The organism is Moorena sp. SIO4A1, assembly GCF_010672065.1.
Taxonomy (GTDB): Bacteria; Cyanobacteriota; Cyanobacteriia; order Cyanobacteriales; family Coleofasciculaceae; genus Moorena.
The window spans coordinates 60,287-86,573 of the sequence record NZ_JAAHHX010000028.1 but is presented as its reverse complement, the minus strand read 5'-3'; the positions used below and the strand labels follow the sequence as shown (position 1 = coordinate 86,573).

The following is a 26,287-nucleotide window of genomic DNA, read 5'->3' as shown; positions in this document are numbered from 1 at the left end:
CAGCTCTACCTTCAAAGAAATTTTGGTAAGCACGACTAAGATTGAGACTCACAGATTGTAAGACCTGAGAGTAACAATCTTTTAGCCATTCAGTCTCTTTTTGTTTCTTAAGTTTCGGCAACATAGAGTTTAGTGCAGATTGCTTTAGCCCAAAGCCAGTTTCTTTGTAGGTTTCTATGCACTGATTCAGAGCATAGTTCCACCACCAACGAGCGCATCCAAAATTTTGAGCTAACACTTGAACTTGCTCTTTCGTGGGATAAATTCTAACTTTGACGGCTTTATGTTTCACTGCACTCAACTTCGTTATCGACCTTGCTTAATAGTATATATATTTTCTAGTAAGATGTCAAGGTATAAGATGAATTTCCTGGCTCGCTATCCATCCCCACCCAGGGTAAGCGCAAGAAAAAAATGCCCATAATGTGCATTGGGTGGATATCGGTTGATCGTGGCTCGAAACCCCTATAATCTCGTAGAACTGTACTCGCAATAGAATTAATTTGTTGAGAATGGCGCGGTTTTTTTATCAATAAGCCTAGGCTTATTGATTCTTGCGCTTACCCTGCATCCCCACCCTGAAAGAGGGTGGGGAATTCCGCGAGTTTTGTTAAAATTAATGTTTTATACAGAAAACCCTTAGAATTATGACGTTGCTGAATTAGAGTATGAATGGGCGATCGTCTCGTTTTGGTGGGGTGCATCCTGCCTGCCGGAAAATTGTAACGGGCAAGATGCCCATTCCACGCTTAATGCATATTCCACGCTTAATGCTTATTCCACACTTAATTACCATTACACACTTAATGTTTATTACACGTTTAATACACATTTAACATTTAATGCACATTTTACGCCTAATGACCATTCCACGCCTGATGCCCATTCCACGCCTGATGCCCATTCCAGAAAACTCTTAAAATCATTCCATGATTAAGTAAGGCCGAAAAAGTGAAAGGAGTTAAGGATGGAAACCAAAGCCTTAGGCACTTCGGAGGTAAAAATCACCCCGATTATCATGGGCACTTGGCAGGCCGGTAAATCTAGGTGGGTAGGCATTGAAGATGCTGAGACCATAAAAGGGCTGCGAGCAGGATTTGAGGCGGGGATAACTACGGTTGATACTGCAGAACTTTACGGGAAGGGTCACTCGGAACAAATTGTTGGTCAGGCTCTAGCAGAGGTACGCGACCAACTGGTTTATGCTACCAAAGTGTGTGCTAATCATCTTAAATATGACCAGGTGATCGAGGCTTGTGAGGGTTCCTTGAAAAATCTGAAGACAGATTATATCGACCTCTACCAGATTCACTGGCCTTCTGGCACCTTGGGAAGTGAGGTAGTGCCAATTGAGGAAACCATGAGCGCTCTCAATACGTTGAAAGAGCAAGGCAAAATTCGGGCAATTGGAGTCTCCAATTTTTCCCGCAGCCAGTTAGCAGAAGCTTCTCAGTACGGACGAATTGATAGCCTGCAGCCTCCCTACTCTCTGTTTTGGCGTCAGGTGGAGCAAGATGCTATGCCTTTCTGTGTAGAGCACAATATCTCGATTATTGGCTATTCTTCCTTAGCTCAGGGATTATTAACTGGCAAGTTTGGTCCAGAGCACAAGTTTGAAGAAGGGGATCATCGCAGCAAAAATAAGTTGTTCAACGGTGATAACTATCAACGAGCACAGCAAGCATTAGCTCAGCTACGACCAATTGCAGAGCGTCATCAGTGTACCCTGGCTCAGTTGTCTCTGGCATGGTTGATGTCTCAGCCACAAACTAATGCGATCGCAGGATTCCGAAATAGTGCCCAAGCTATTGACAATGCTCAAGCTGTTGAGGTTAAGCTGTCTGCTGCTGATGAGCTACAAGACATTGATCAGATTGGACGGCTGGTTACAGACCATTTAGATGATAATCCAGTGATGTGGGATCTTTAAGGGACTGCTTAAACCTGACTTCTTGACCTCAGCGGTCAGCGGTCAGCGGTCAGCGGTCAACTTATTTTATTCAAAAGCTCTCTTAGCCTGGCTTACTGCCAATGGCTGTTCGCGTAGCGTGCGCGTAGCGCATAAGCTGAAAACTGAAAACTGAAAACTGAAAGCTGATTGCTGAAAGCTGATTGCTGAAAGCTGATTGCTGAAAGCTGATTGCTTACTGTCAGTAACTAAAACTATTTCCCAGATAGTCTCAACAACTATCTGGGGATTAAAGGTAATTACCGAAGATAACCCAAGTTGATCAATTTAGGCTATCCAGTGATCAATCCTCCTTTGCTTCTTTAACTAATTTGGTTATCGCTTCGATAATTGTTTTTGAGTACACGGTTAAGGCAATGACTGCAGCCACTGCTGTTCCACCTTGGATCAGGGGGATAAGTGGAGCGCCAGGAGGTGTATCGGGAGTTGATGCACCTGTTGATGTATTAACAACCTGGCTAACCTCCACATTGAAATGGGGATTTTGATGTGATATCATAGGGAGTTAGCGGCCCTAGAAGAGCCGAGGTAGTTTGTATTCGTTGTTAGAAGGACAGCAGCCAGAAACGGCCTGCGAAACTGATTCTGGCTGAGTCTTTCTAGTATGAAAATCTGCAACTAGTCCACCTATATGGCAACCAGGCAAAACACAGCCAATCACACAGATACACGGTGGTACACATAGCAATGACTACGAGCATTGAAGGCTAAAACACTCCTCCACTTCCCTAAGTTATAGATTTACAACTTTGAGATATTTATGATAATGGTTCCTATAATTATATAACGTAAATGGTGATAATCTCACCTAGGGGTGTGTTGGCGTAGCCTTCTAGAAGGGTAGAAGAGTTATTGGTATGACTCACTGGCTTTTGAAGAATACCTCTTACATCGACCATTTCCAGATTTGGAGCATTACCAAGCGCTGCCAATCAGAATAATGAGTCGATTGTTAGATCCAATCAGACTACAAAAAATCTGAAATGCCAAGCTTTTGGGTATAGCTATATAAAGCTTACCAGTAAAAATACTATTGTGTCAAGTCTGATTGGATCTTACATTAATCATAAATGATGACTTGCTGTAATGTCAACACAATTCCTTCACATTCTCGGGATTAAAATTAAAGTTGTTGTAAATTTTGACCATTGGTAGTGATTAACATGTAGTGATTTGGCTACAGTCTGGTCAAAGTAACAGGAGCTAAAATCACTACTTGTGTACCACTACCTGACCATTAAGGGGTGAGAGGGTGCATCTAACTTTATTTTGCAAACATACTCCGATGGAAGCATAAAACACAACTCTTGTTCCCTGAATTATAGATTTAAAACTTTGAGATGCTCCCCTTACTTAGAACCTTTTGATAGCAACCCCTGCAGCTCAAATGCTGGTACATTAGCCAGTTCCTTCGGTTCTAATTTATACATCCCTCCACCATAAACTCTACCCTCATCAACCATAGCTTTCCCAGTAATTTGATTAAGCGCTTCTATCAGCAATTTGTCCAAGTTGGGATTTTCGTTTATGGCGTTTTCCAAATCTGGCTTGGGGTAGAGAATAAGATATGAGTTGGTAACAATTGCTTTTGATTGGTTGAGAATAAATATAACTTGACGTTCATCAAACAATGGAAAGTGCGACCATTTATTTTCAGAAGTCAATACTTTCCAACTAACGTCTTTTTGCAGGGCTGGCTTGTGGATGGTTCCGCCAAAGGTGAATTTAACGTTATGGTTTTTATCCGATTTTTTTCGCTTGAACCATACAACAGCTGAGGAAACTAGAGCATTATCAAATTGAACGTCACTCTATCAAATTTCACTAGTAGTGATTTTAGCACCCGGAACCTTCACCAGAGCGTAGCCAACTACCTGTGCAGTCGGGTTTGTAGTGCCCCCCCGTTCGCTTGCTCCATCGCCTCTTGTCGCCACGAAGCCAGTTGGGTTCCGTCAATATATCGTCCAGCCATTCTTACCTCCGGTTATAACTAGCGTTAATTAATAGCGCTCTGTCTTCATCCCCTAATTCCGGAACGCCAGAATTTGTACTCGATTAGGAATATTATAAGATAATCTTATCAACCTAGTCGTTGATAAGATTATCTTATAATCGAATATCACCGCTTTTTGTAAATCGCCAAGAGTTCGCTATTATTTGTACCTTGGAAATCAAATCCCGCTTCACTTAACATTTGCCGATAAGCCTCTGGCTTGAAATAAGTAAGCGTTAGCTGTTCTTGAGCCATAATTTCTCCATCTTTCTTAAATAAATAGCTTTTTTTGATGGTATAATAATCCCTAGTATCTTCCCCTTCCTCAATAAACTGGGAATAGACAATTCCCGCTGACAGGGATTTATCATAGTTCTCGTGTGGTTTTTGCCGGTTGAGCAATAACAATCCTCCTTCTCGTAAGTGGCGAGCTAAATTTTTCAACCCTTGACGGTTGGCTTCAACATCGGGAATGTGACTCGCTAATTCCCATCGATCACCCCAATCAAGAAATCCCCACACTCCTCCATTAGCGATCGCCCCATCGAATGTTGCCTTTAAGTCCATTGTGATCGCATCAGCTTCAATCAATTTAGCCCAATTTCCCAACCGTCTTTTGGCAATTTCAATCATGGATGGGGTAAAATCGATTCCTGTAAACTTGCAGGTTGGGTCGATCTTCATGTACTGTTCTGCCAGTAATGCCGTTCCTACACCTAACTCAAGAAGCTCACAACCATCACCCACAATCGAGTGTACTTCCTTAGCCATCTTCTGATAGTCGTAGTAACCAGATGTCATCAATAGATCGTAATACTCGGTAATCCCTGTATATTCATTAACCATTTTTTTTATACATTTAACGAAGGATGAACTCAAGGATCATACCATCTGTGATCAGTTAAGACAATAACGTATTTATAGATAATCTCAGCATTTCTAGGGCTAATAGCTTTACTGATCAACCTATGGCAGAGGCAAATAAACAATGCGGTCTTGGTACTCATTGTCTTCAGAGGCAAGAGCTGCTATGATTAACTCCTCAAGGTTTTCTCCAATAGTCAAATTAGGGTTAAGAATAAAAATACCTGGTATGTGGTGATCTTGTGCTAGGTGGTCAGTTAAGTGAACTGGCATGGAAGTCCGGTTATTGGTTACCAGCACAAAGTTATTCTCCTCGCACCAGTCAAGAATTTCTGGATCTAGAGTACCTTTAGGTGGTGTTTCCGATTCTCCCACCACTTTGATCACAATACTGGGTTCTCTTCGTCTAATTTGTGTAGGATAGAGAGAATTAACATTTTCATCAATTAGATAATTAAGACTCATTCCCTTGTTGCCTAGCTTTTCTTGTTGCTCTTAATTGGCGCAGTTTCTCGGAAACAGGAGGCGGATTGAGTCGTTGCTGCTCCCTCATGGTGTGACCATGAAAAATCCAGTTTTTCATATATTCGCTCACAGCGTTTTGATTTTGCAGGTAATAGAGAATAGTAGCGTAGACTTGTTCTAGAGTTAATGATGTATAAGCTTGAGCAATTTCTTCTGGGGTTTTATGACAGTCTAGATAGTCATATAATATAGTTTCAATACCAATTCTTGTTCCTTTGATGCGAATATCAGTAGGAGCAATAAAGTTGAAATAGTCTGTTAAAGCTTGATTTGACATGATCGTTAGGTCAATAAACTAGTAAGTTTGGCAGTCGTACACAAGTAGTGATTTTAGCTCCCGAATCCTTTACCAGACCGTAGCCAAACCACTACTTGTTTATCAATACCCCTAGGGCGAATAACCTTCAAGATTACTACCACATAATCGCTCCAACAACTCCCTGGGAATAGCATCGAAATTTTCCAACAAAAAGTCCATCAGGGCAAGATGTCGTAACACGTCAGCACCAGGAGCTTTATAGCGCTTATTTCCAGCAAACCAGCTGTTAACTGTACTGATGGAGCGGGAGCAGATTAATGCTATGTCTTCTCGACTAACCTCCCATTTCGACATGAATTCCTTTGGTGTCATCGCCAGTTGCCAGTTACTGTACAGTTGAATCAGAATTCGGTCTAGGTCAGTTAGGGGACGAGGATAGGATTTTGGGCGAGGGGGTTTCTTCCCTGATAGTTGTGCCAGGCGATCTAGGTATCGCTGATAGTAGATAGCATGATCAGTTGAGCGTTTATTTGGCATCATGGAATTATCTCCGATATCCTTGGGGAATAAGCCGCGCTGTTGGAATGATGGTCTCAAGCGCGGCTTTTTGTCCGATAATCATATCGAAACACCAGACATTTTTATTATTACCAATAAAGCCCACATTGTCAAGATATTTTTGGCATTATTTAACAATATTTAACAATATAAAATTTTAATGTTGGCAATTTTAACGATTAGCTATTAACGAAATTTAAAGAAGTAATTTCATCAAATTAAATCAAGTAATATAGCATTTTTTAAATAGCTGATCCAATAGACAATATTGTTTCCCTATTGTCTATTAGATCTTGCCTTTTGCCTTTTGCCTTTTGCCTCTTGCCTTTTGCCTCTTGCCTTTTGCCTCTTGCCTTTTGCCTTTTGCCTCTTGCCTACTCCCTACTCCCTACTCCCTACTCCCTACTCCCTACTCCCTAACAATACATTTCGCCTCCAAAACCACCAATCCCTGAGTTTCAAACACCGAACAAGATGCCATCACTTCTTCCAAAGCAGGTTTTATCCCTTGTTCAAGTTGTTGAATAGCATTATTAGCTGCTGGCTGATACTGCTTCAACCACTTGCGATCTTTAATAGCATCAGCCTTTAACTCAATTGGGTTTAGTACCCAAAAATCAATATCATACTTTTTAATAAACTCCTTAACAACGGAGAGATTAGCACTATATTGAGCATCAATTAAGTCTAGAGTTCGTTGTCGAAATTTCTGATAATATCCGACGTGGTAAGGAATAGCATACTCACTCGCTACCAAAACCGAACGCTGAGCAAAGGTGGGGATATTATTCATCTCTGGAGACAGAGAAGCAATTAAGCTATCTTTCGGTTGTTGTTGAAAAAAGTTATACAAGGATGGAGTATCCCCGACTTTATAGGCAGTAATGGGAAAATCATCTACAAAACTAGGATAGAATACTAAGGCTGCTGCAATTATCGTAGTAGTTGCTATCGCCAAAACGTTAGGTATAGAAAAAATACTAGAAAAACCAGAGTTAGAAAAACCGCTTTGGCTAGGCTGGCTTGCCCACTTAAAGATGCTATCAATCAGAATGATAAAAACTATGCCAGCACTTAGCACCATTATCACTCTCAGACTATGTTGAGTATAGCGACTAGGAAGATGTAATTTAAATAGCAAAACATGAGCAGCAACAAACATCCCGAGAGACGCTATCACCATCTGGAGCAAAAGGGTAATTTCTTTACTGATCTGCTTGACTAAAGGAAATTTATTGGGAAATAATGGCAAGAGCAGCAGTAAAAATCCCGCTGCATTAGTAGCTGGAGTAAGAATCGAAGTCAGACGAATTCCGCTTCTACCTTTTAACCAAAACTTAGCGGGATCATCGTCATAAAAAAAACGCGATCGCCCCCCTGGAAAAAACTCTGGTAACTGTCTGGCTTCAGCGACAGAAATCACTGGACCAAACTCATTGGTTTTGAGAGCATAGGGCAGCATCACCAAAAAGGCTACTATCAAACCGGCCAAACACAACCAACGTCGCTCTTGGGATAACCCTAACTTACCATTGCGCCATTCAAATAGTCGTAAAACTAAGGTACCGGAAGAGATAAAGACTAACTGGGGATAGAATAGACCTTGGAGTGCGATCGCACCCAAACAAAACCACAATGACCCCCGCACTAGGTAATACATAAACCCCAACAATAGGGGATAGACAAACGCCTTCGGTGTTCCAGACACCACCGTATCAGTCATACCCAACGCTTGAGACAGCAACAGGGTAGCACTAAAGGCAGCTGCCGGTACTGGCAACAATTCCAGACATACCCAAAAGCAATAGCTAGCGCTAACCAGATTCAACACTACCGGTAAGAGTTTGTTAAATAGCAATGGATTAACACCCAATGCTGCTATCACTCGATAGACTGTAGTGTAGCCAGCTGGAGCAACCGTTTGAAAGTAATCAGCAATTAAGTCTTTAGGAAACAGCTCTGGATCAAGAAATCGCATCATCCAAAATATATGTTGTCGTGCATCATCTTGGACAATATACTCACCGCTGAATGCTTCCCGTAGTGCTAGGAAGCTATACACTACCGTAAAGGTTAGGCTGAGGCTAAACCAAAAGATAACTTGAGGAGTAAATCGTTTATTACAAGGAGTTGTTAGGAATCTGTGAATAGGGGTAATCATTTAGTCAAGGGAATAGGGAATAGGGAATAGGGAATAGGGAATAGGGAGTAGGCAATAGGGAGTCGAGAATCGATAATAGGGAGTCTGGAATCGGGAATCGGGAAAAAATCTGGTGTATTTAATTACTATGAGAATCCTTATTCTAGTCAATTAAGATCACCTTAAACCGGTTAACCTACCCGAAGGCAACGCCAAAGGCGAACAACCTTTAACCAAATAATCCTGATTGAGTACAAAAAGGTAGTAAGAATAGTAGTGGTACGTTTGTACCTGGAATTCAAGGGGATAAAGACCTTTGTGATGCTGTTTCTTAACGCTCCTTGTTTCTATCAGGGCTATTATTATGCCAATACAGGTGGTTAGATGTCCAAAGTTGCTCCAATTAACCACTTGACATCAGCTATCCCACAGGGCTTTCTGGATAGGGAAGTTAATTCTTGGCATGTTGATAACCGATGAGTGCTTTCTGTTTTCAAGCTTGCCCACTCCCTCTGTTTTTGTCAATCCTCTCTATTCCATTGGTATGAAACGATTATAGTATATTACCTACGGAGCCAATGACAATCAAGAATACCAATTCCAAAAATCACTCTATCAACCTAATTCTTTGTGGATTAGCTTTCCAGTTTATTCCGTTATTAACTCTTGGATTAATTTCACAAAAAAATGAAAGGTTTTTAGCCTCATTGTATCCACCTTTATCTCTACTCATTATTTTACTGATTTTAGGATTACTATTATATGGATATGTGCCTCTTGTCAAAGGGTGCCGTCTATATATTCACGACAAGGGATATCCAAGTAATTGGGGATGGTTAGGATTATTAAGTATTTGGGGCTTATCAGTCTTATTCCTTTTTCCGACAAAGAGAAATAAACTTTATTCAGAAGAGTCATTGGCTAAAGACTCAATAAATCACCCCTTTAATAAGCTTAATATCCCTGAGTTTTTATTATTTTGGTTTCTAGGTTTCCCAATTTACATCTTGACAATAGTCGGATTATTTGGCTTGGTGAATAACAGGGATTTTAGCGAGCTTATCGAAAATGCCGATTTTAACGCAGTAATCGGTGTAATTGTATCGTTATTTATCGGATTATTTTTATTTTTAGAGATCCGAAGAGTTGGATTCGATTTAAGAAAATTTGGTATTTTTAATTTGGGTATTTTAAAGCACCAAAAAAATCTAAAGTTAATTATTTTTATAGTTATTATAGAATATGCTTTTGCTTGGGGCTTTTATTCGCTGAATTTATATTATATTTCATTTATTTTTCCAGATTATGTTGAAAAATTCATTAATGAATCATGCTTCACAAATGTTATAGGGCTAATATTTTGTAGCTTTTCAGCAATTGTTTGTGCTCCGTTGTTGGAAGAGCTTATTTGTCGTGGAATAATCTTGCAGAAGTGGGCAATGAAATGGGGGATCAAAGCCGGAATATTTACCTCATCTTTATTATTTGCGATTTTCCATTTGCGATTCGATATTGTAGGCTTGTTCATTGCCGGAACTATATTTTGTGTTCTCTACTTTAAGACTGGCAAATTAATAGTCCCAATCCTTTGTCATAGTCTTTACAATACTATTGTAACAATTTTTAGGATTCGACACTACTATAGTAGCTCAAACGTTGACTTCATTTCGGTAAACGATTATCGAGCTTCAATGGAACCATTATTAGGTCAAAAAGCAATTGTAGCAGCTATATCGTTTGCCGTTATCATGGTTTTTTTATATCGAAATTTTCCTAAACAAGATGACATCCTTCCCTACTATAGAAATCCTAAGTGATTGTTGAAAATTGTAAGGAATCCAACGGGTTAAATTCACCTGTGCTGTTTGGATTAGCGCTACCATCATCCATAAACAGGCATCTTGGTGGAACGGGCATCTTGCCCGTTTCATTTCCGGACGGACTATCCCAACCCTGGCCACGAGGCGAAACATAAGAGCAAGTCCGCCCCTAATACCGAGTTGCATTCAAAGATAGTAGATGGGGAGATGGGGAGATGGGGAGATGGGGAGATGGGGAGATGGGGAGATGGGGAGATTGGGGGCAGATAAAGTTGTACCTTTGATCGCAACTTAGTATAACACACCCTACTTCAACTTTTGGTGGTGCGTTACGGGGCGGACTATCCCAGCCCTGGCCACGAGGTGAAACATCAGGGCAAGTCCGCCCCTAACACACCCTACTTCAACCTTGGCCTTTGGCCACGCTACGCGAACAACCTTGGCCTATTGGCCACGCTACGCGAACAACCTTGGCCTATTGGCCACGCTACGCGAACAACCTGCTAACTTTCAACCTGCTAACCTCCAACCGCTTAACCTTCAAAAAAAAATCCCCCCAATCGGGGGGTAGTGCATCAAAACTTTGTTAAGAAAACTGTGGCGAAAACTAATTAATCAAATACACGATTACAAACAGAACAATCCACACCACATCAACGAAGTGCCAGTAGAGTTCTGCGGCTTCTACACCAAAATGCTCTTCACTGGAGTAGTGCTTTGAATTTAGCGATCGCATTAATACTAACATAATTAACCCGAGTCCGCAAGTAACATGAAGACCATGGAAACCAGTTAAGGCAAAGAAAGAACTGGTAAATAAGTTAGTAGTCAGACCAAAGTCTACATGGGTGTACTCATAGACTTGTCCTCCTAAGAACATCGCACCCATCAGAGCAGTGATTCCAAACCAGAGTCGCAAACCAGAGACATCATTCTTCTTAATAGCACTCTGGCCCCGGTGCATGACGAAACTACTAGTAATCAGGATAATGGTGTTAATTGTTGGCACCAATAATTCTAATTCTGTACCCTCTGGAGGCCAAGCTGGCATGGTCGCTTTATAAATTAAAAAAGCGGCAAACATTCCCAAGAAGGTCATACTATCAGCAGCTAGAAACACCACCAAACCAAACATCCGAAAATCCGGATGCTCCTCGTGATGTACCTCTGCCGCCTCAACCTCATGATGATAGTTGAGGCTAGTTTTAGACGGATCTATCGTTGAGCCTTGCATAAATTCCTTTGAATTAATCTTCTTCAGCTGACATTTGTGCCTGTTGAGCTTCGATTATGGTAAGTTAGGAGGTTGAAGGTTAGCAGGTTGAAGGTTGAAGGTTAACAGGTTGTTCGCCCTTGGCGTTCCCGTAGGGTAGGTTAACAGGTTGTTCGCCCTTGGCGTTCCCGTAGGGTAGGTTAACAGGTTGTTCGCCCTTGGCGTTCCCGTAGGGTAGGTTAACAGGTTGTTCGCGTAGCGTGGCCAAACAACCTTCAACCAAACAACCTTCAACCTTCAACCAAAACAAACCTTCAACCAAACAACCTTCAACCAAACAACCTTAAACCCACACTTACCCAACATCTCCTTTAACTTCAACCAGCAACTCCTCGACCTGTTTATCGGTGTCAACACTATAACTGTCGATACCGTATTCGTAAGGACCGGACCACAAAATGGGTTCCTCGTCAAAGTTCTCAATAGCAGGAGGAGAGGTAGTTTGCCACTCTAATGTCAGAGCTCTCCAAGGATTGCGACCAGCGATTTTACCACGGTTCACACTCCAGAGGATGTTAATCACAAAGGGTATGGTAGAAACCGCTAGAAGATAGGAGCCAATAGTGCAGATCATGTTGAGGCTTTGAAACTGGGGGTCATACATAGCAACCCGACGGTTCATACCCAATAGACCTAGCTCATGCATCGGCAAAAAGGTCATATTTAGACCAATGAAGGTCAACACAAAGTGAATGCGTCCTAAGGTTTCGTTGACCATTCGCCCGGTCATTTTGGGGAACCAGTGATAAACTGCGCCAAATAATCCGAGCACACTACCACCAAATAGAACGTAGTGGAAGTGAGCGACAATGAAATAAGTGTCATGAACATGGACATCAAAGGGAACGGAAGCGAGCATGACACCGCTGAGACCCCCAATCAAAAATGCCGAGATAAAGCCCATACCAAAGAGCATGGCACTATTTAAGCTGATTTTTCCGCCCCAAATCGTTGCCACCCAGCTAAACACCTTAATCCCTGTGGGCACAGCAATCAGCATGGTGGCAGCCATAAAGAACATCCGCAACCAACCAGGAGTGCCACTAGTGAACATATGGTGCGCCCAGACAATTAGTCCTAGGAAACAAATCAACATACTGGAGTATGCGATCGCACGATAGCCAAAAACCGGCTTACGGGCATGCACCGGTAGGATTTCGGAAATTACCCCAAAGAACGGTAGCACCATGATGTACACCGCCGGGTGGGAGTAAAACCAGAACATGTGCTGGTAAACAATTGGGTCTCCTCCCCCAGTCGGGTTAAAGAAATTGGTGCCAGCAATTAAATCAAAGGACAGGAAAATTAACGCTGCTGCTAGGACTGGAGTACCAATCAAAGCTAGGATTGAGGTTCCTAACATTGCCCAGCAAAACAGAGGCATATCATGAATAGTCATGGTAGGTGTGCGCATCTTCACAATAGTGGTGAAGAAGTTAAGCGCCCCTAGCACTGAGGAAGTCCCGATCACCAGGATGCTCAGAATCCAAATTTCTTCACCCACCTGAGAACTAATCAAGCTCAAAGGGGGGTAAGAGGTCCAACCGGCTTCGGGAGCACCTACGAAAAAACTACTCATTAACAGCAAACCCCCCACAGCATTCATCCAGAATGCCACCGCATTCAGCTTGGGGAATGCCATATCCTTTGCCCCAATCATCAAGGGAATCAGATAGTTAGCAAAAGCAGCACCAGCCGGGATAATCCATAGGAACAACATAATTGTTCCGTGCATGGTGAACACTCGGTTGTAGGTTAAAGGGCTCAATAAATCCGGGTCTGGTGTTGCCAACTCAGTGCGAATTAATCCAGCTAATGCGCCACCGATGAAATAGAACACAAATGAAGTGACCAGGTATTGAATCCCAATCACTTTATGGTCGGTATTGAAGGTGAAGTAATCTTGCCAACGCCGCTCATGTTCTTCAACATGACCAGCATCTTTGACAGATTCCGGTTTTTCTAATTGCGTCGTCATGGGATAGTGGAGGTGTGATGGACTAAAAGGATAGGCAAGAGGCAATAGGCAAGAGAATGAAGAATGAAGAATGAAGAATGAAGAATGAAGAATGGAGAATGGAAAATGGAGAATGGAGAATGAAGAATGAAGAATGGAGAATGGAGAATGAACTAATTCTAAATTCTTAATTCTAAATTCTTAATTCTAAATTCTTAATTCTAAATTCTTAATTCTAAATTCTTAATTCTAATATGAACTTATTGGATAATTCCAGGATGATGGTGAGAGTGGTCTAGGTGTTGGAGAGTTTGGGAATCAATACCCATTTCAGAGGCATAGGGAGCCAAGAACTCACCCTCTGACATGGCAGCAGGGTTGATAGCCACCGCTTTTTCCATGGTGTCTGCACTAGCAAATTGATTTTCCTTAACCCAGGCTTGATAGTCTTCCGGTGTGTCAACGATTAATCGAGTTTTCATTCCTCCATGGTAGGACCCGCAGAGTTCAGCACAGATGATCGGGTAATCACCCACTTTAGTTGCTGTAAACCCTAGTTGACTAATCCGACCTGGGATAGCATCTTGCTTAATCCGAAACTCTGGCAACCAGAAGGCGTGGATCACATCGTTAGCTTCGATATTCAGCTTAACCGGTTGTCCAACTGGGACATGCATTTCCCCAGACATAACACCGGTTTGAGGGTAGGTGAAAATCCAGGCATACTGCATACCAGCGACATTAACCTCTAGGGGTTCACCTTGACCTTCTTGTCCTGGAGGCGCTCCAATACCTAGGGCAACTGTGCCTTGACCTGGAACCATGGCAATCAGACTTTCATTCCCCTCTTGCCCAGATGGTGACATCTGATGATTGTGGGCAATTTCCTGCTGATGGTGGTCATGAGAAGCCATGGGATCCAGACCTCCCATAGCGTTGTAGACCTCAAAGCTATAGACAGCTAGGACAAAGACAATCACCGTCGGGATTGCGGTCCAAAGGATCTCTAGGGGGATATTGCCATGGGTCGATGGCCCATCGGTTTGGTCATTTTTTTGTCTACGAAATTTGATGACTATTAGGATAAGTGCCCCTTGGATGAGGATAAATAGACCAGTGGCAATGGTCATCATCAAGTTGAACAGACCATCTACATCACCGGCTTCTGAGGAGGCGGCTACTGGCATAAGTCCATGATTCTGACCGTACCAGAGACTAATCAGGGTTATGAAAATGCCAGCAATAAGGGTTGAAATTTGGCTTGGAATGTTCACGAGATTAGGGTTGAATACTTATATCAACAAAAGTAACAGGGATTATCAAGGCAGGCGAGGCACGAACCGATTTAGTGTCCTAGAATGTCAGGGCATGGCTATATTTTTAAGGAAAATCAGCCTTCTGGTGAGCTACTCCGCCCATAGTGTCCACATTACAGACAACAATTCTGATGGCCTGCTAGCAGTGACGGGCGTGAGTAGAGGATATTAGAGCAAGCTTGGCTTGCTCTATTAACTACGGTAAAGCAGCTAAACAATTGATTGGGTCACACCTAGAGATTTTTAGACTTTTTTTTAGGATCACTGGCACAGCACCCGAAAAATTTCAACAAAACTTAAGATTTTATTCAATAAAACTTAACATAGCTAAAAAAAATATAAAAAAGTAAATCAATAGTAAATCATTGAGTCCAAGTAACTGTGACCCTTTAGGGCAGGGGAATAGCAATCTGAAAAATCTCTAAAGCTTCAGAAATTAAGGAAAAGGCTGGTTACAGTGGTATAGGAATAGAGATGATCTTTGAGATTGGCAATCTTCTACCAACGAAAATGAGCCACTACTCGGGATTTGATTAACTTAGTTTGCATTTTCCTATTGCAGATGGCTATAGCTCAATCGGCTCTTGATCAGAATCAGAATGATGTAACCTCCAACAACCTGACCCAGCCTCAGGCCAGGATTCGGAGCTTGGTGTGGAAAATTGCGATCGCTACCTTGCTGTTGATGGCAGTAGGCAGTGCTACCAGGGTGATGAATGCTGGTCTGGCTTGCCCAGACTGGCCTTTATGCTATGGTCAGCTGGTGCCAAGCCAGCAGATGAATTTGCAAGTATTTTTAGAGTGGTTTCACCGCCTTGATGCTGCCTTGATTGGTATTAGTGCGATCGCTCTCGCTAGCTTATCTTGGTGGCATCGGCGGGATTTACCCAACTGGCTGCCCTGGATATCCACATTTGCTCTAGGGCTAATTATTTTTCAAGGAGTCCTGGGGGGACTGACGGTTACAGAACTGCTCCGGTTTGATATCGTCACTGCTCATCTAGGAACAGCACTGCTATTTTTCTCAACTCTAATCGTGATTGGTACACTGCTGACCCCCTATCAAGGGACAGGTTCAGTTGGGAAGTTACCTTGGCTGAGCTTAACCGCAGTGATTTTTGTTTATCTACAAAGTCTATTAGGTGGACTAGTCGCTTCCCGCTGGGCAGTGCATCAGTGTTTTGGCGGTACACAGCTGTGTACCGTGATGAATAGCCATATTGCTGGTGTGGTGCCAGCGACCGTAGCAACTGTCGCCGTCGTGGTGATAGCATCCCGGACACCAGCCCTACATCCAGTACTGCGAAAGTTAGCTAATCTAGCTGCTAGCTTGGTAGTTTTACAGATACTCCTCGGTGTTGCTACCTTCCGGTTAAGGCTACAAGTGGAACTACTAACTATCTGCCATCAAGCAGTGGGAGCAGCATTATTAGGAGTACTGGTAGGGTTTACAGTCTTCGCTTTACGTGACCGCGCAAGTGTGGAGTGTCAAAGTCAGTATGAAGTATGAAGTGTGAAGGATTAAGTGTGACGTATCCAGTGTGATAGCTGGCAAGTAAACTATCAAGTCCGGTTTTATAAGTTGTAGATCAGCTAAATAGAATCGGAAGATTGAGCCGCTAGGGGATCCCATCTTGAAACTATGATCTGGGGACCGTTATCTACTTGTTGGTCTAATTGTCGGTCTACTTGTTGGTCTACTTGTTGTTGCTAACGATGCTATAGGTGCGCTCTTACCATTAAGAATTAAATTCGCCACGGGTCGCACCTCTGGAAAAGATTAGACCATAAGAAGTATACCATGAATTGGTTGCTCAACAACCCCTATGTTGTTATCTTTCAAACTTCACCCTTGGTCCTTCATCCTTAATGCTTCCTCCTACCCTACGGGAACCCTAAGGACGAACATGCTTAACACTTGAGACTTTTTAGAGAAGGAATTGGTGAATTGAATGCTTGGGACTAGTTTAACCCGTCAACATGAAAACATAAGAGAGGTTATTCAAAGTTACTATCAACTAACAAAGCCTCGAATTATTCCACTACTATTAATTACGACAGCAGCAGGGATGTGGTTGGCATCCGATGGACAAGTCGATCCCATATTATTGCTAGTTACCCTGGTCGGTGGGACTTTGGCCGCAGCATCTGCCCAAGTACTTAACTGCATCTATGACCGTGATATCGACTATGAAATGTTGCGCACCCGCCACCGTCCCATTCCTTCTGGGAAAGTGCAGCCTCGTGATGCCTTGCTGTTTGCGATCGCATTAGCAATACTCTCGTTCACCCTGCTAACAGTCTTCGCTAATCTCCTTAGTGCCTTACTAGCGCTATCTGGCATTATCTTCTATATGCTCATATACACTCATATCCTCAAGCGCCACACTGCCCAAAACATCGTCATTGGTGGTGCAGCAGGAGCAATTCCAGCCCTAGTGGGTTGGGCTGCGGTGACAGGAGAATTGAGTTGGGCCCCTTGGTTACTATTTCTGATTGTGTTCTTGTGGACACCCCCTCACTTCTGGGCGTTAGCGTTAATGATTCACGAGGATTACGCCAAAGTTGGGATACCGATGTTACCGGTAGTAGCTGGTGAAGAGGTTACTGTTCGTCAAATTTGGTATTACACCTTATTAGTCGTCCCCACCTCCCTATTGTTGATCTATCCCTTAGGAGAATCGGGCGTCGTTTATGGAATAGTTGCTATTCTTTTGGGCAGTATTTTTATCAAAAAAGCATGGTTGCTGCTTAAGGAACCTACAGATAATCAACTTGCCCGGTCTATGTTTAAGTACTCAATTCTCTACATGATGTTATTGTGTACCGGTATCGTAGTAGATAGCTTACCGATGACCAGGGAAATTACTGCAACTGTGGCAGAAAATTCCCTAGTTTTGATTCAAGCAATTTCCACAGTATTGGAGCAGGTAAGTATTAACTTAGTTTAGGGTTTTGGCTGGTAAGCTAATGCGCTACGCGCACGCTACGCGAACAGCGATCAGCTATCAGCTATCAGCGATCAGCTAATGGCTACCTCCCAGCGTCGAAGCCTGTTCCACCGCTAAGGGAAGGGCTGATAGCTTAATACTTACGTTTAATGTTACTTACAATAGGGTTGGTGAATTAGCTCAGAGCTGTAACAATTCGCCAACCCTATTGATATTTATACTCTAGGGATCCTAAATCAAGTGTGATAATTTTTGATCCGAATTTCCCTACTCCCTACTCCCTACTCCCTACTCCCTACTCCCTACTCCCTACTCCCTACTCCCTACTCCCTACTCCCTACTCCCTACTTAGGTCCGTAGTAAAAAGCAATCTCTTTGTCTTTAAGAGGGGTAAAATCAGCATCGAGCAGCATTTGATTGAGTTCTGCTTGAGGGATATGCTTCGCTCCAATCCGCACAATTCTCGATCTCATGGTATTGCTAACACCGCTCCGTTGCCGTTGAGCTTCCAACCCCATCACTTGAGTGTAAAGGTCTAACTTAGCTTTGGGGATTGGGGAGCCATCTAAATCAATTCCCTTTGCGATCGCGTCATCAACCGCATCAGCACCTGTAGTGTTCTTAGTCTGGGAATTAGTTTCGGTAGACATGGTAAGCTCATATTTATACATACGACAGTATTTTACAAGGTGTCGGTTTCCTTAACAAAGAGTGAAATTAGATTCAAAAGTCCCTCTTATTAAGGGCAGGGCGATTTCATTCTGGCAAAAACATAGATGGGTACCCACCCCTAACCTCCAGGAGGCAGGGCTGTTTCATTCTTGCCAAAAATAGTTTGAATGCCAACTGCTATATTCCCTGCCTCCCTTAATAATTCCTGTTCCATAAAAAACCATAATTGTGTACTTAATAAAATCGCACGCTATATGTTCTCCCGCAATCTCGCCTTTATCATCGGCATCAACAACTACCAAAACGGCATTTCTCCCCTGAACACCGCCGTAAACGATGCCAAAAAACTAGGCGTTGCTGATTATGGGTATGGTTTCGCCCCCCTAGCCCCCCAATTCTGGGGGGAACAAAACTCTTAAAGTCCCCCAAAGTTGGGGGACCAACGGGGGCTTTAATAAAACCAGATAATCGCGCATTCATTCCTTAATTCAGCAAGGCCCATATTTGACCAAGAACTGTTTCTAGTGTTAAAAAATTTTATCTTCTGCAACTACTTCTTTACATCGTCAAAGAGATGGCGATCGCTCACATTAGAGTTATTCTTCAGATAGTCACAAACGCGATTACCCCTTTTTCATCCTGAGTGATTCATCGCCTTAACTGCTCGTCTCAAACAGACAAGCACTCTGTGGATAAAAGTCTTGTCTTCTAATTCGTGATCGTCTTGAATACCTAGTTAGTGTTCTGCTAATTGATCAAAGAGCTTTCAAAACGAGCATCAAATTTCTCTAAAAGCTTGTTCATTGGGTATGTTGAGATATCATTTGTATCCTGCCCTTCCTGATTGCATTTGCCTCGGTGTGCTAGCTTATCTAGTTGATCAGGTTTGTCACTGTAATCTTTCCAATACCCTCCTAATCCAACAATAATGACTTTCCCACCGTTCGATACAAACTGCTCAATTGTCTTTATTTCATCATTTTCCAGATTGCCCCATGCATTTCCAATGATGATAATATTGGCGTTTGTATTTTGAATTTTTGTGCTATTAATAGGTGCGGAAATTTCCTTGGTTTCATACCCCAATTTTTCCATAATATCGGCTATTTTGTAACCTTTTAAATCATTATTTAAAGTCAAAAGTTCGCAATGATCACTTGACATTAATACTTTTTTATTGCCATTAAGTCCATTGATATAATTAAGCACTAAAAACATAAAAGTACTATAATTTGTATTTGATAAAAGTCCATGATGTGCAATCGTGAATACTTGCCCCTTATTATACTTACGTGACATGGCAAATACCTGATTTTTTTCGTTCAACAGAGTTCTCCAAGGGGCTTTATTGAGTGCCTTTACCTCTCCACGAACTGGATTGTTTTCAGAAGTGGGGTTAATGTTCAATACAGTATTGATGGAAAATTCCGCTAGTACTTTGATAGAGTCGCTTTGGAATTGCTCAGATGCGGAGTTGAGTTGCTGCAACTGATTAAAACTAAAGATGCTCAATCCACTCAGAGCGAGAATCACGACCGTTAGGCTAATGAATCGACGGCTATCATTTCGCCTTTTTTGCAGAGTACGCCGCACAAACTCAGCTTCTACTTGGTTAAGCCAGTTATCATCGGATAAAGATACCTTTTTCAACAAATCAAGACGAGGGTTAGCATGCCAAAGAAACTTTGCCTTTTGTTGGCTTTTCCACTCCTGGGCTGCGGGAGTCAACCGCCGTTGTAGAAGTAAGCTTTCTTCCTCGTTTTGTTTCCATCCCAGCAATCTTTGCCATCCCCGTACTAAAGCATCATGGGCTGGTTCGACATTAGGATTCCCCTCAGCATCTTGTCCAATAACCAATAACCGTGCTGTGCTAAAACGCTGAATTACTTCCTTCACTAAAGCATTTTTCGCTGGTGGATATTCCAATTCCGATAAAGGTACCCGCCTACGGGCTAATTCACCCCCACCTAGTGCCACCATCCGCAGCATGACATGACGGATTACTTGGTCATAAGCGGGATTTTCTTGAACTAGCAAATGATACTCCTGATCAGCCCTTTGAGTTAGCGATCGCATTACTCCCCCCAATTCAAGATAATCTTCTTGAGTCAGCGCCCGGTCAATGGTGATTCCTCTATATTGTGCCTGCCTTTGTCGCCTTAAGTATTTCAGATAAAGTTCGCTCAAGGCAAAAGACAGCAGGGGCAATCCTCCGGGCATATCCGCCACTTCATCAATTAATTTTTCTACTAAATCGTGGGGTTGAAAATACATTACCCGTGCTTGAGCCGGTTTTTCTATCGCTTCGTTGAGTTCCCCTCGTGTCATCGCCGGTACAATAAATCGTCCACTTTGCCAAAGATTTATCAGTACCTTAGTTCCCAATTGATTTAGTACTTCCGGTGCCAACTTTAAGCCCACATCTGTGATTTGGGGTTCAAAGTCAGAACGTAGGGTTAATACTACCCGTAATTTATCCCCATGGGCATTTATGGCTGTGAGTATCTGTTGGAAAAACTCCTGACGCTGATCATAGTTTTGACAGAGTGTAATAATTTCTTCGCTTTGGTCAATAAACAGTAATAACTTAGAGTTTGGGTTATTTTTTGCCCAAACATCAATGCTCATTGCCAGGTTATGCTGGGGGTTTTGTGGCTCAACCAAGGGTAACTTAGCTTCAGTCAGCACATTATTTAATGGTTCCAAGGGAGTCTCACCAGGACGGATGGGTGGCAAAATACACCATTTCTCGGTATTATCTTGCCGTAGTTTGGGAATTAATCCTGCCTTGACCAAGCTAGACTTACCCGAACCGGAAGCACCCAACACCACTGTCAGGGGATTAGCTTTGACAAAATCCTGTAACTTTTCCACTAGTAATGTTCTACCGAAAAACAGTGAACTGTGTTTCTCGTCAAAGGAGTTTAAACCGCGATAGGGATTTTGTGATTGATCCAAAGGTGGTGCGGGGGGTAAATTAAGTTCATGTCCGGGAGAAAGAAAGATATATTCTCCCTTATCGTGCTTATTTAAACACCAAATACCAGGGGTTTGTCGCAGACGGCATTTTTCTGTGGGTATTTCGACTCGATCCCGTAAATGTAAATATAATTCGGTGGCTGTAATTACCCCATCTCCAGGCGGTTTACCATTGGTAGCAGGAGGATAGATATCTGCTCCACCTTCGAGGGCTTCTAATAATGCCGCTGCAAAAGGGGAATGATTGCCGACTTGACCGCGTACGCTATCTAAATAGAAGTTATCTAAAGCCTTTTGGTCAGAAGCTGAAGAAGTAATGATTTGCCAGGCTGGGTCAGTAATAAAACGGTCGTATCGTTCTTGGTGAATTACTTCTGGCGATGTGAGTAAATCCCTAGTATTCGACCAACGGAAAGCACCAGCAAAACAGCAGTCGAGGATACCCAAGAAATGACGACAGGGTAATTGACTTAAAGCATCGTGTAACTTGGTCATGGGCAGATAACTATTAGTATCGCCTAGTTTGGCATCTTGAGGAATTAAGTAACCCGCCGGGCCATCATCCCCATTGAGAGCGACTCCATGACCAGCAAAGTAAAATAATAAGCGGTCATTTTCAGTGACAAGTTCGGGTAAGGTATGAAATAAAAATTTGTTAAACTTAGACAGAGTTGCCACTTCGTCTAGGCATTCCCAGACTTCGTAATCATGCTTCTCGCGGAGAATTTCCACTAGTTTTTTGGCATCGTTTACGGCAGTGTTCAGGGGAGAAATGCCGTTGGTGTAGTTATTGATACCGATGATCAAGGCGAGATTGCGAGAAAACATGTTATACTAAAAGCACTTATAAAGATAACTTTAATACTAGGGATTGCTAGCATCCCATTTTGGCAAATATATCTTTTTATGTGGGCGGTATAATCCCGCTCACACAGCTGGGGTATAGTTTGTAAAATCTGGGATGCTCCCTATTTATTCCCCAAGATAATTTGTTAACTTTACGCAGAAATTAGTATTTTCGTAATAAATCTTTACCTATTGACGAAAGCAGACAAGCCCTAGTGTCATTGGCGTATATAGCATTGTAAGCATTCAGCTATCAGTTATCAGCTATCAGCTATCAGCTATCAGCTTATGCGCTACGGGAACAGCTTAAGCGCTACGCGCACGGCTGACCGCTGACCGCTGACCGCTTACGCATCATTGACCTAGATTCTCGCGGGGTTGAGATTGATTGCTCCGTTGGCTATTATTGGATGACTTTACTATCAACCAACCAATACTAGCTGCTACTAATACCCCAACAACCCCAATAATCCACCATTTCAGTGCTTTGTTCCCTGAAGAATTATTAGTAATATCTTTTGTGTTTTCTAGGGCTTGAATCACTGCCTTGGAGAGGGCAGTTAACCCCACTGGTTCAGTAAAGTAAACCAGGTGATCGCAGCCGATTTCCTGAATTTTCGGTTGTGGAGTCCGGTTTGAACCTAAGCTTTTTATACTTTGTACTGTAACAGCGATATCATTTGGTTGCTCAAAGAAAGCCAGAGCTACAGCTTTATCAAATAACTTCTGCATTAGTCGTTGCAAGGGACTAGGGCGTGTCTTCAAACTCTGAGATCCCCCTAAATCCCCCTTAAAAAAGGGGGACTTTGAGTATGGCTCCCCCTTTTTTAAGGGGGGCTGGGGGGGATCATAATCTTGCGGAAAACTTTGAAAACACGCCCTAGACGTTTGATTGGCCTCTGCTGTCAGGGCGGCAGGAATAATAGATGTATTACCAGCAATAATTGAGTAAGGTACTTTGGGGTCGGGACTTGCTGCTAATTGTTCCAAGAACTCAGAAGTGGGATGCATCTGGTTTAGGGAAATATCAATAGTTTCAATCTCATCAGCAAACTGGTTAATAGCCTTAAGCAACATCCCCATCACTGGTACTGGCCAAGTAAATTTTGACAGCCCATTTAAACCGATACTTAAGGTAGCTAATGCCCAATCTTGAACCGTAGACCAAGGGGAACCAGCATTGGGTGTACCTAGCATAATTAAATGCCCAACTACCTGATTACCTCCTTCTCGTTCAATAAACCAACGAGAAACCAACCCTCCCATGGAGTGGGCGACAATGTGAAAAATTTTACCGTGGTTCTCCCCTAACCCTACAGCTTGTAGTCTCTGCTTCAGCAATTTAGCATTCTCTACAATTGAGGTATTTAAACTCTCATAATCATAGGTGAGTACCAGGTCATACAATTCCGCCAGGGGTTTTTGTGTTCCATCCACCTCAACCTGGGCGGAGCGAAGGCTGGGCAGCAAGCTCTCGGTATCACCAAGAATACCGTGTATGTAGAGGACTATGCGTTGGGCTTCGGCAACCCGCGACTTGACTTGTTCAACCTCTGTTGTATAGTTGACTGTATAGTTGACCACTCCAGAGGCAGTGACATCCGCTGCTGCCAAAATTGGGTAATTAAACTCTAGCCCCAGTTGTTGAGACACTACTTTTTGGAAGAAAATTCGGATCGAACCCCCCAAGCTGCGGCTACCTTCACTAATTGGTTCTGTTAACCGTTCCAGTAAAATTTCCGTTTTGCCCTCCGGGGTAGACCGAGCCCGTCCCAAAGGCAGGAAAAACTCCCCATCGTAGCTAATCGGTAACAGTTGTTCATCACAAGCAAGGGGTCGATCAACAATAAGTTTCAGGGGATTTTTGGGTGTAACGGCTGACGGATTTTCCACCTCAGTTAATTCCAGCGCGCTTAAACCAGGATCCGTTCCCCGACTGCTAGTAAAGTCAAAGGACTCAATTCCCGGATGGTTTTCCCGCAGTATCGGTGGTAAGATATGATTACCTAAATCCCTAGTTGATTGGGTGAGAGTGGTTAGACGTGCCTTAGCTCTCAATTCGGAATGGGCGTATAGGGCGGAACCTACTCCCAGAAAGACATAGTCGTCCCCTGTGGGAATTGGAGTAGTGTGTAGAGGACGCACGGTAGTAATGCTAATTTGGCTAGTTAACCAGTCATCATAGATTTGATCGTCTTTTGTGTTGGGGAGGTCACGAGCTGGAATCCTTTGCATTAGGCGGTTGAGGGTACCATTACCGCGATGGGGTGTAGGCACGGGACGTTGAGGTACGTCAAGTTTTGGTTGTTCGAGCAAAGTAGCATCAAATTCCGTCGAACAGATAATCAGTTTTAGAATATCTTTAACTTCCGTAATCCCCGCTTTTTGCCATAGTTGTTTGGGAACCGTAGGACAAATAGGATTTCCGCGATTAACCCAGGCTTCATCTCCCTCTTGCCCCCTTGGTTGCAGCCAAATCCCACCGCCATCTAACAACCCAGCACCGACGGCGTAAAAGTCGGTTAAAACCAGCAGAGCGCAATAAAGCGGCTCATTACTGGTGTTTTTCAGCTTAATTTTCAATGTGGGCGATCGCCACCTGCCATTTTCCTGTTGATATTCCAGGCGAATGTCAGTATCTAGCAAAAGCGTCCCATCCTGCTGGTAAATCAACATTTGCACAGCATCGGGGCGAATGCGGCTGGTGGCTGGGCTGGCCAGTTCAGTGATATTCAGCCAACGGGTGATATGTTCTAATCGCTGAATCGCCTGCAAGGCAGTGGCATCGGTGTAACCTGAAATGGCAGCCACTAGAGGACGGTCATCCGCTGGTTGTGTAATTAAATAGTTACCGTCACGAGCCAGTAACTTAAAATCGGCAGCTTCAGGGGTTGCCACTTCCCGAACATACAGGGAAGGCTGATTGTGAGCCGTGTTGAGCAGGGTGCTACGGGCTAATTCTACACCAGCTGGTTCTCCTGACAATAAAACCCCTTTCGGTGGCAAGGGCAGACTAGTGATTACTGCTTTCCAGGTCATTTCGGGATCTAAATCCCCAATACCACTAATTTGAACTTTACTCAGCTGGGGCATTACTTCGACAATTTTTGCCTCACCTACTGCCGTTGAGAGTTGGCGAAGTTCCTCTGTGGGGGTGTCAAAGGGAAACAAGGCCAGTATTGTGGTGTCATTCCCAACAGGTTGAGAAATGCCGTGAACCGCACCACCATCAATCACCCAGTCCTGGTTTTTGTCATAGCAGACAGTAAAGTAGGGTGTATGGTTAGCGATCGCACCGCCGAGAAAAGGTTGGTCTAAATCACTCAACTCCGTAGCTTCGATTTGGGGAGATTGGGCGTTGATATTACTGCGGACTAGGGCATTGGCACGCTTGAATAAATCCCGATAAGTCAGGCTACCATTGGATTTCTTCAAGGTATCCAGCAAAAAGTAAGAAAACGCACCTCTTGATTGCCCATTGCTGTTGTATTCTTTCGCCGTCTCACTATCTCGACAAGCGGCTAGGACGATATGTTTTCCTGTGGGGAAACTCCAACCACTAGGATTTTTTTCCGGGCTGAGGGCAGCTGATAATTTTTCAGTTTCACTCAAGGAGAAAATAAAACTATCCCAGGGTCGCTGACGTTTGTCGGTGGAAGTTTTACGAATTGCTGTTTCTGCTTCTAGTTCGCCACGGGTGGCAGCACCAGAGTGACAGCAGTCTAAAATAATAACAGTGTGGGGGTTGTTCTGGTCTACCTCAGAAATTAGCTTGGCTAACTCCTTATCTGCCAAGTCCCAACCCCCTTCAGTGCGACTGTCATAACAGACTAATGTTTCATCTAATCTGTCTGGCTCTATTGCCCAAAACTCTTGTGGGGCTTGCTCTTGAGAACCATGTCCCGCGTAGTAAAAGAAAGCAACATCTTCACTGCTAGCTTGACACAAATGCTCCCGAAAACCATCAATAACTGCCTGACGGGTAGCATCTTGATTCAAGAGTGTGCGGATGTGAAGTTTATCTCCATCTGCAGCGACCCGCCCTTGCAAATATTCCTGTATTTCTAGGATGTCATTGACACAGCCATTCAAAGAAGGAACAGGACTGGGATATTCATCAATAGCTACCAGCAGCGCATATATATTGTTGGTCATGCCATTCTCT

General features: G+C 43.2%; 24 protein-coding genes. 8 read left to right on the top strand and 16 right to left on the bottom strand.

Annotation, left to right across the window (positions count from 1 at the left end):
• The coding region (locus tag F6K53_RS19625) for a helix-turn-helix domain-containing protein (protein WP_293081766.1) at positions 1-292 on the bottom strand (292 nt) is incomplete at its 3' end.
• Between the two features lie 675 nt (positions 293-967).
• On the opposite strand from F6K53_RS19625, the gene F6K53_RS19620 reads away from it, so the two are divergent.
• Entirely contained in the window at positions 968-1,930 is a 963-nt protein-coding gene (locus F6K53_RS19620; protein ID WP_293043140.1) for an aldo/keto reductase, read from the top strand.
• 322 nt (positions 1,931-2,252) lie between these two features.
• On the opposite strand, the gene F6K53_RS19615 is transcribed toward F6K53_RS19620, so the two are convergent.
• The 6 genes from F6K53_RS19615 to F6K53_RS19590 all read right to left on the bottom strand — a co-directional run bounded on the left by F6K53_RS19615 (position 2,253) and on the right by F6K53_RS19590 (position 6,150).
• The gene (locus F6K53_RS19615) at positions 2,253-2,468 is read right to left on the bottom strand and encodes a hypothetical protein (RefSeq protein WP_293026548.1); all 216 of its coding nucleotides are present in this window, start codon (positions 2,466-2,468) and stop codon (positions 2,253-2,255) included.
• Between the two features lie 850 nt (positions 2,469-3,318).
• On the bottom strand, positions 3,319-3,633 hold the full coding sequence (locus F6K53_RS19610; RefSeq protein ID WP_293071423.1) for a hypothetical protein: 315 nt from the start codon (positions 3,631-3,633) through the stop codon (positions 3,319-3,321).
• A 455-nt stretch (positions 3,634-4,088) separates the two neighbouring features.
• Positions 4,089-4,808, bottom strand: a complete 720-nt coding sequence (locus tag F6K53_RS19605) for a class I SAM-dependent methyltransferase (RefSeq protein ID WP_293043142.1) — start codon at positions 4,806-4,808, stop codon at positions 4,089-4,091.
• A gap of 120 nt (positions 4,809-4,928) precedes the next feature.
• A complete protein-coding gene (locus F6K53_RS19600; protein ID WP_293043144.1) occupies positions 4,929-5,291 on the bottom strand; it encodes a DUF5615 family PIN-like protein in 363 nt (120 codons plus the stop codon).
• A complete protein-coding gene (locus F6K53_RS19595) occupies positions 5,281-5,628 on the bottom strand; it encodes a DUF433 domain-containing protein (RefSeq protein WP_293043145.1) in 348 nt (115 codons plus the stop codon). The genes F6K53_RS19600 and F6K53_RS19595 overlap by 11 nt, the downstream gene beginning before the upstream one ends.
• 111 nt (positions 5,629-5,739) lie before the next feature.
• Entirely contained in the window at positions 5,740-6,150 is a 411-nt protein-coding gene (locus F6K53_RS19590; protein ID WP_293043147.1) for a hypothetical protein, read from the bottom strand.
• Between F6K53_RS19590 and F6K53_RS19585 the strand changes: the two genes are divergently transcribed.
• Positions 6,149-6,313 carry a hypothetical protein gene (locus tag F6K53_RS19585; RefSeq protein ID WP_293043149.1) on the top strand — a complete coding sequence of 55 codons (165 nt, stop codon included), beginning with the start codon at positions 6,149-6,151 and terminating at the stop codon, positions 6,311-6,313. The two genes, F6K53_RS19590 and F6K53_RS19585, sit on opposite strands and share 2 nt — an antisense overlap.
• A 134-nt stretch (positions 6,314-6,447) precedes the next feature.
• Complete coding sequence (locus F6K53_RS19580; protein WP_293081762.1) at positions 6,448-6,588, top strand: hypothetical protein; 141 nt, start codon at positions 6,448-6,450, stop codon at positions 6,586-6,588.
• On the opposite strand, the gene F6K53_RS19575 is transcribed toward F6K53_RS19580, so the two are convergent.
• Both F6K53_RS19575 and F6K53_RS19570 read right to left on the bottom strand, forming a co-directional pair.
• Positions 6,578-8,329 carry a hypothetical protein gene (locus F6K53_RS19575; RefSeq protein WP_293043151.1) on the bottom strand — a complete coding sequence of 584 codons (1,752 nt, stop codon included), beginning with the start codon at positions 8,327-8,329 and terminating at the stop codon, positions 6,578-6,580. The genes F6K53_RS19580 and F6K53_RS19575 overlap by 11 nt on opposite strands.
• Entirely contained in the window at positions 8,330-8,479 is a 150-nt protein-coding gene (locus F6K53_RS19570) for a hypothetical protein (protein WP_293043153.1), read from the bottom strand.
• 407 nt (positions 8,480-8,886) lie between these two features.
• On the opposite strand from F6K53_RS19570, the gene F6K53_RS19565 reads away from it, so the two are divergent.
• Positions 8,887-10,125 (top strand): CPBP family intramembrane glutamic endopeptidase, encoded by a 1,239-nt coding sequence (locus tag F6K53_RS19565; RefSeq protein WP_293071422.1) that lies wholly within the window; start codon positions 8,887-8,889, stop codon positions 10,123-10,125.
• Positions 10,126-10,452: 327 nt separating this feature from the next.
• Positions 10,453-10,635 (top strand): hypothetical protein, encoded by a 183-nt coding sequence (locus tag F6K53_RS19560; RefSeq protein WP_293071420.1) that lies wholly within the window; start codon positions 10,453-10,455, stop codon positions 10,633-10,635.
• Between the two features lie 100 nt (positions 10,636-10,735).
• On the opposite strand, the gene F6K53_RS19555 is transcribed toward F6K53_RS19560, so the two are convergent.
• From F6K53_RS19555 to F6K53_RS19540, 4 genes are all read right to left on the bottom strand, one after another.
• On the bottom strand, positions 10,736-11,362 hold the full coding sequence (locus tag F6K53_RS19555; RefSeq protein WP_293026530.1) for a heme-copper oxidase subunit III: 627 nt from the start codon (positions 11,360-11,362) through the stop codon (positions 10,736-10,738).
• Between the two features lie 79 nt (positions 11,363-11,441).
• Positions 11,442-11,678: a hypothetical protein gene (locus tag F6K53_RS19550; RefSeq protein ID WP_293081759.1), complete on the bottom strand. Its 237-nt coding sequence runs from the start codon at positions 11,676-11,678 to the stop codon at positions 11,442-11,444.
• 18 nt (positions 11,679-11,696) lie between these two features.
• Entirely contained in the window at positions 11,697-13,379 is a 1,683-nt protein-coding gene (ctaD, locus tag F6K53_RS19545) for a cytochrome c oxidase subunit I (protein ID WP_293043157.1), read from the bottom strand.
• Positions 13,380-13,618: 239 nt separating this feature from the next.
• Positions 13,619-14,632 carry a cytochrome c oxidase subunit II gene (locus tag F6K53_RS19540; RefSeq protein ID WP_293043158.1) on the bottom strand — a complete coding sequence of 338 codons (1,014 nt, stop codon included), beginning with the start codon at positions 14,630-14,632 and terminating at the stop codon, positions 13,619-13,621.
• A 604-nt stretch (positions 14,633-15,236) separates the two neighbouring features.
• Between F6K53_RS19540 and F6K53_RS19535 the strand changes: the two genes are divergently transcribed.
• Both F6K53_RS19535 and F6K53_RS19530 read left to right on the top strand, forming a co-directional pair.
• Positions 15,237-16,184: a heme A synthase gene (locus tag F6K53_RS19535; protein WP_293026522.1), complete on the top strand. Its 948-nt coding sequence runs from the start codon at positions 15,237-15,239 to the stop codon at positions 16,182-16,184.
• Between the two features lie 442 nt (positions 16,185-16,626).
• Positions 16,627-17,625 (top strand): heme o synthase, encoded by a 999-nt coding sequence (locus tag F6K53_RS19530; RefSeq protein WP_293047650.1) that lies wholly within the window; start codon positions 16,627-16,629, stop codon positions 17,623-17,625.
• A gap of 344 nt (positions 17,626-17,969) precedes the next feature.
• Here the strand turns inward: F6K53_RS19530 and F6K53_RS19525 are convergent, their stop codons facing one another.
• Complete coding sequence (locus tag F6K53_RS19525) at positions 17,970-18,275, bottom strand: DUF4090 family protein (protein WP_293026518.1); 306 nt, start codon at positions 18,273-18,275, stop codon at positions 17,970-17,972.
• Positions 18,276-18,464: 189 nt separating this feature from the next.
• On the opposite strand from F6K53_RS19525, the gene F6K53_RS19520 reads away from it, so the two are divergent.
• Positions 18,465-18,716, top strand: coding sequence for a hypothetical protein (locus F6K53_RS19520; protein ID WP_293071416.1), 252 nt, complete (start codon positions 18,465-18,467; stop codon positions 18,714-18,716).
• Between the two features lie 328 nt (positions 18,717-19,044).
• On the opposite strand, the gene F6K53_RS19515 is transcribed toward F6K53_RS19520, so the two are convergent.
• Entirely contained in the window at positions 19,045-22,104 is a 3,060-nt protein-coding gene (locus tag F6K53_RS19515) for a caspase family protein (RefSeq protein ID WP_293081755.1), read from the bottom strand.
• A 372-nt stretch (positions 22,105-22,476) separates the two neighbouring features.
• A complete protein-coding gene (locus F6K53_RS19510) occupies positions 22,477-26,277 on the bottom strand; it encodes a caspase family protein (protein WP_293081752.1) in 3,801 nt (1,266 codons plus the stop codon).
• Positions 26,278-26,287 lie beyond the last annotated feature (10 nt).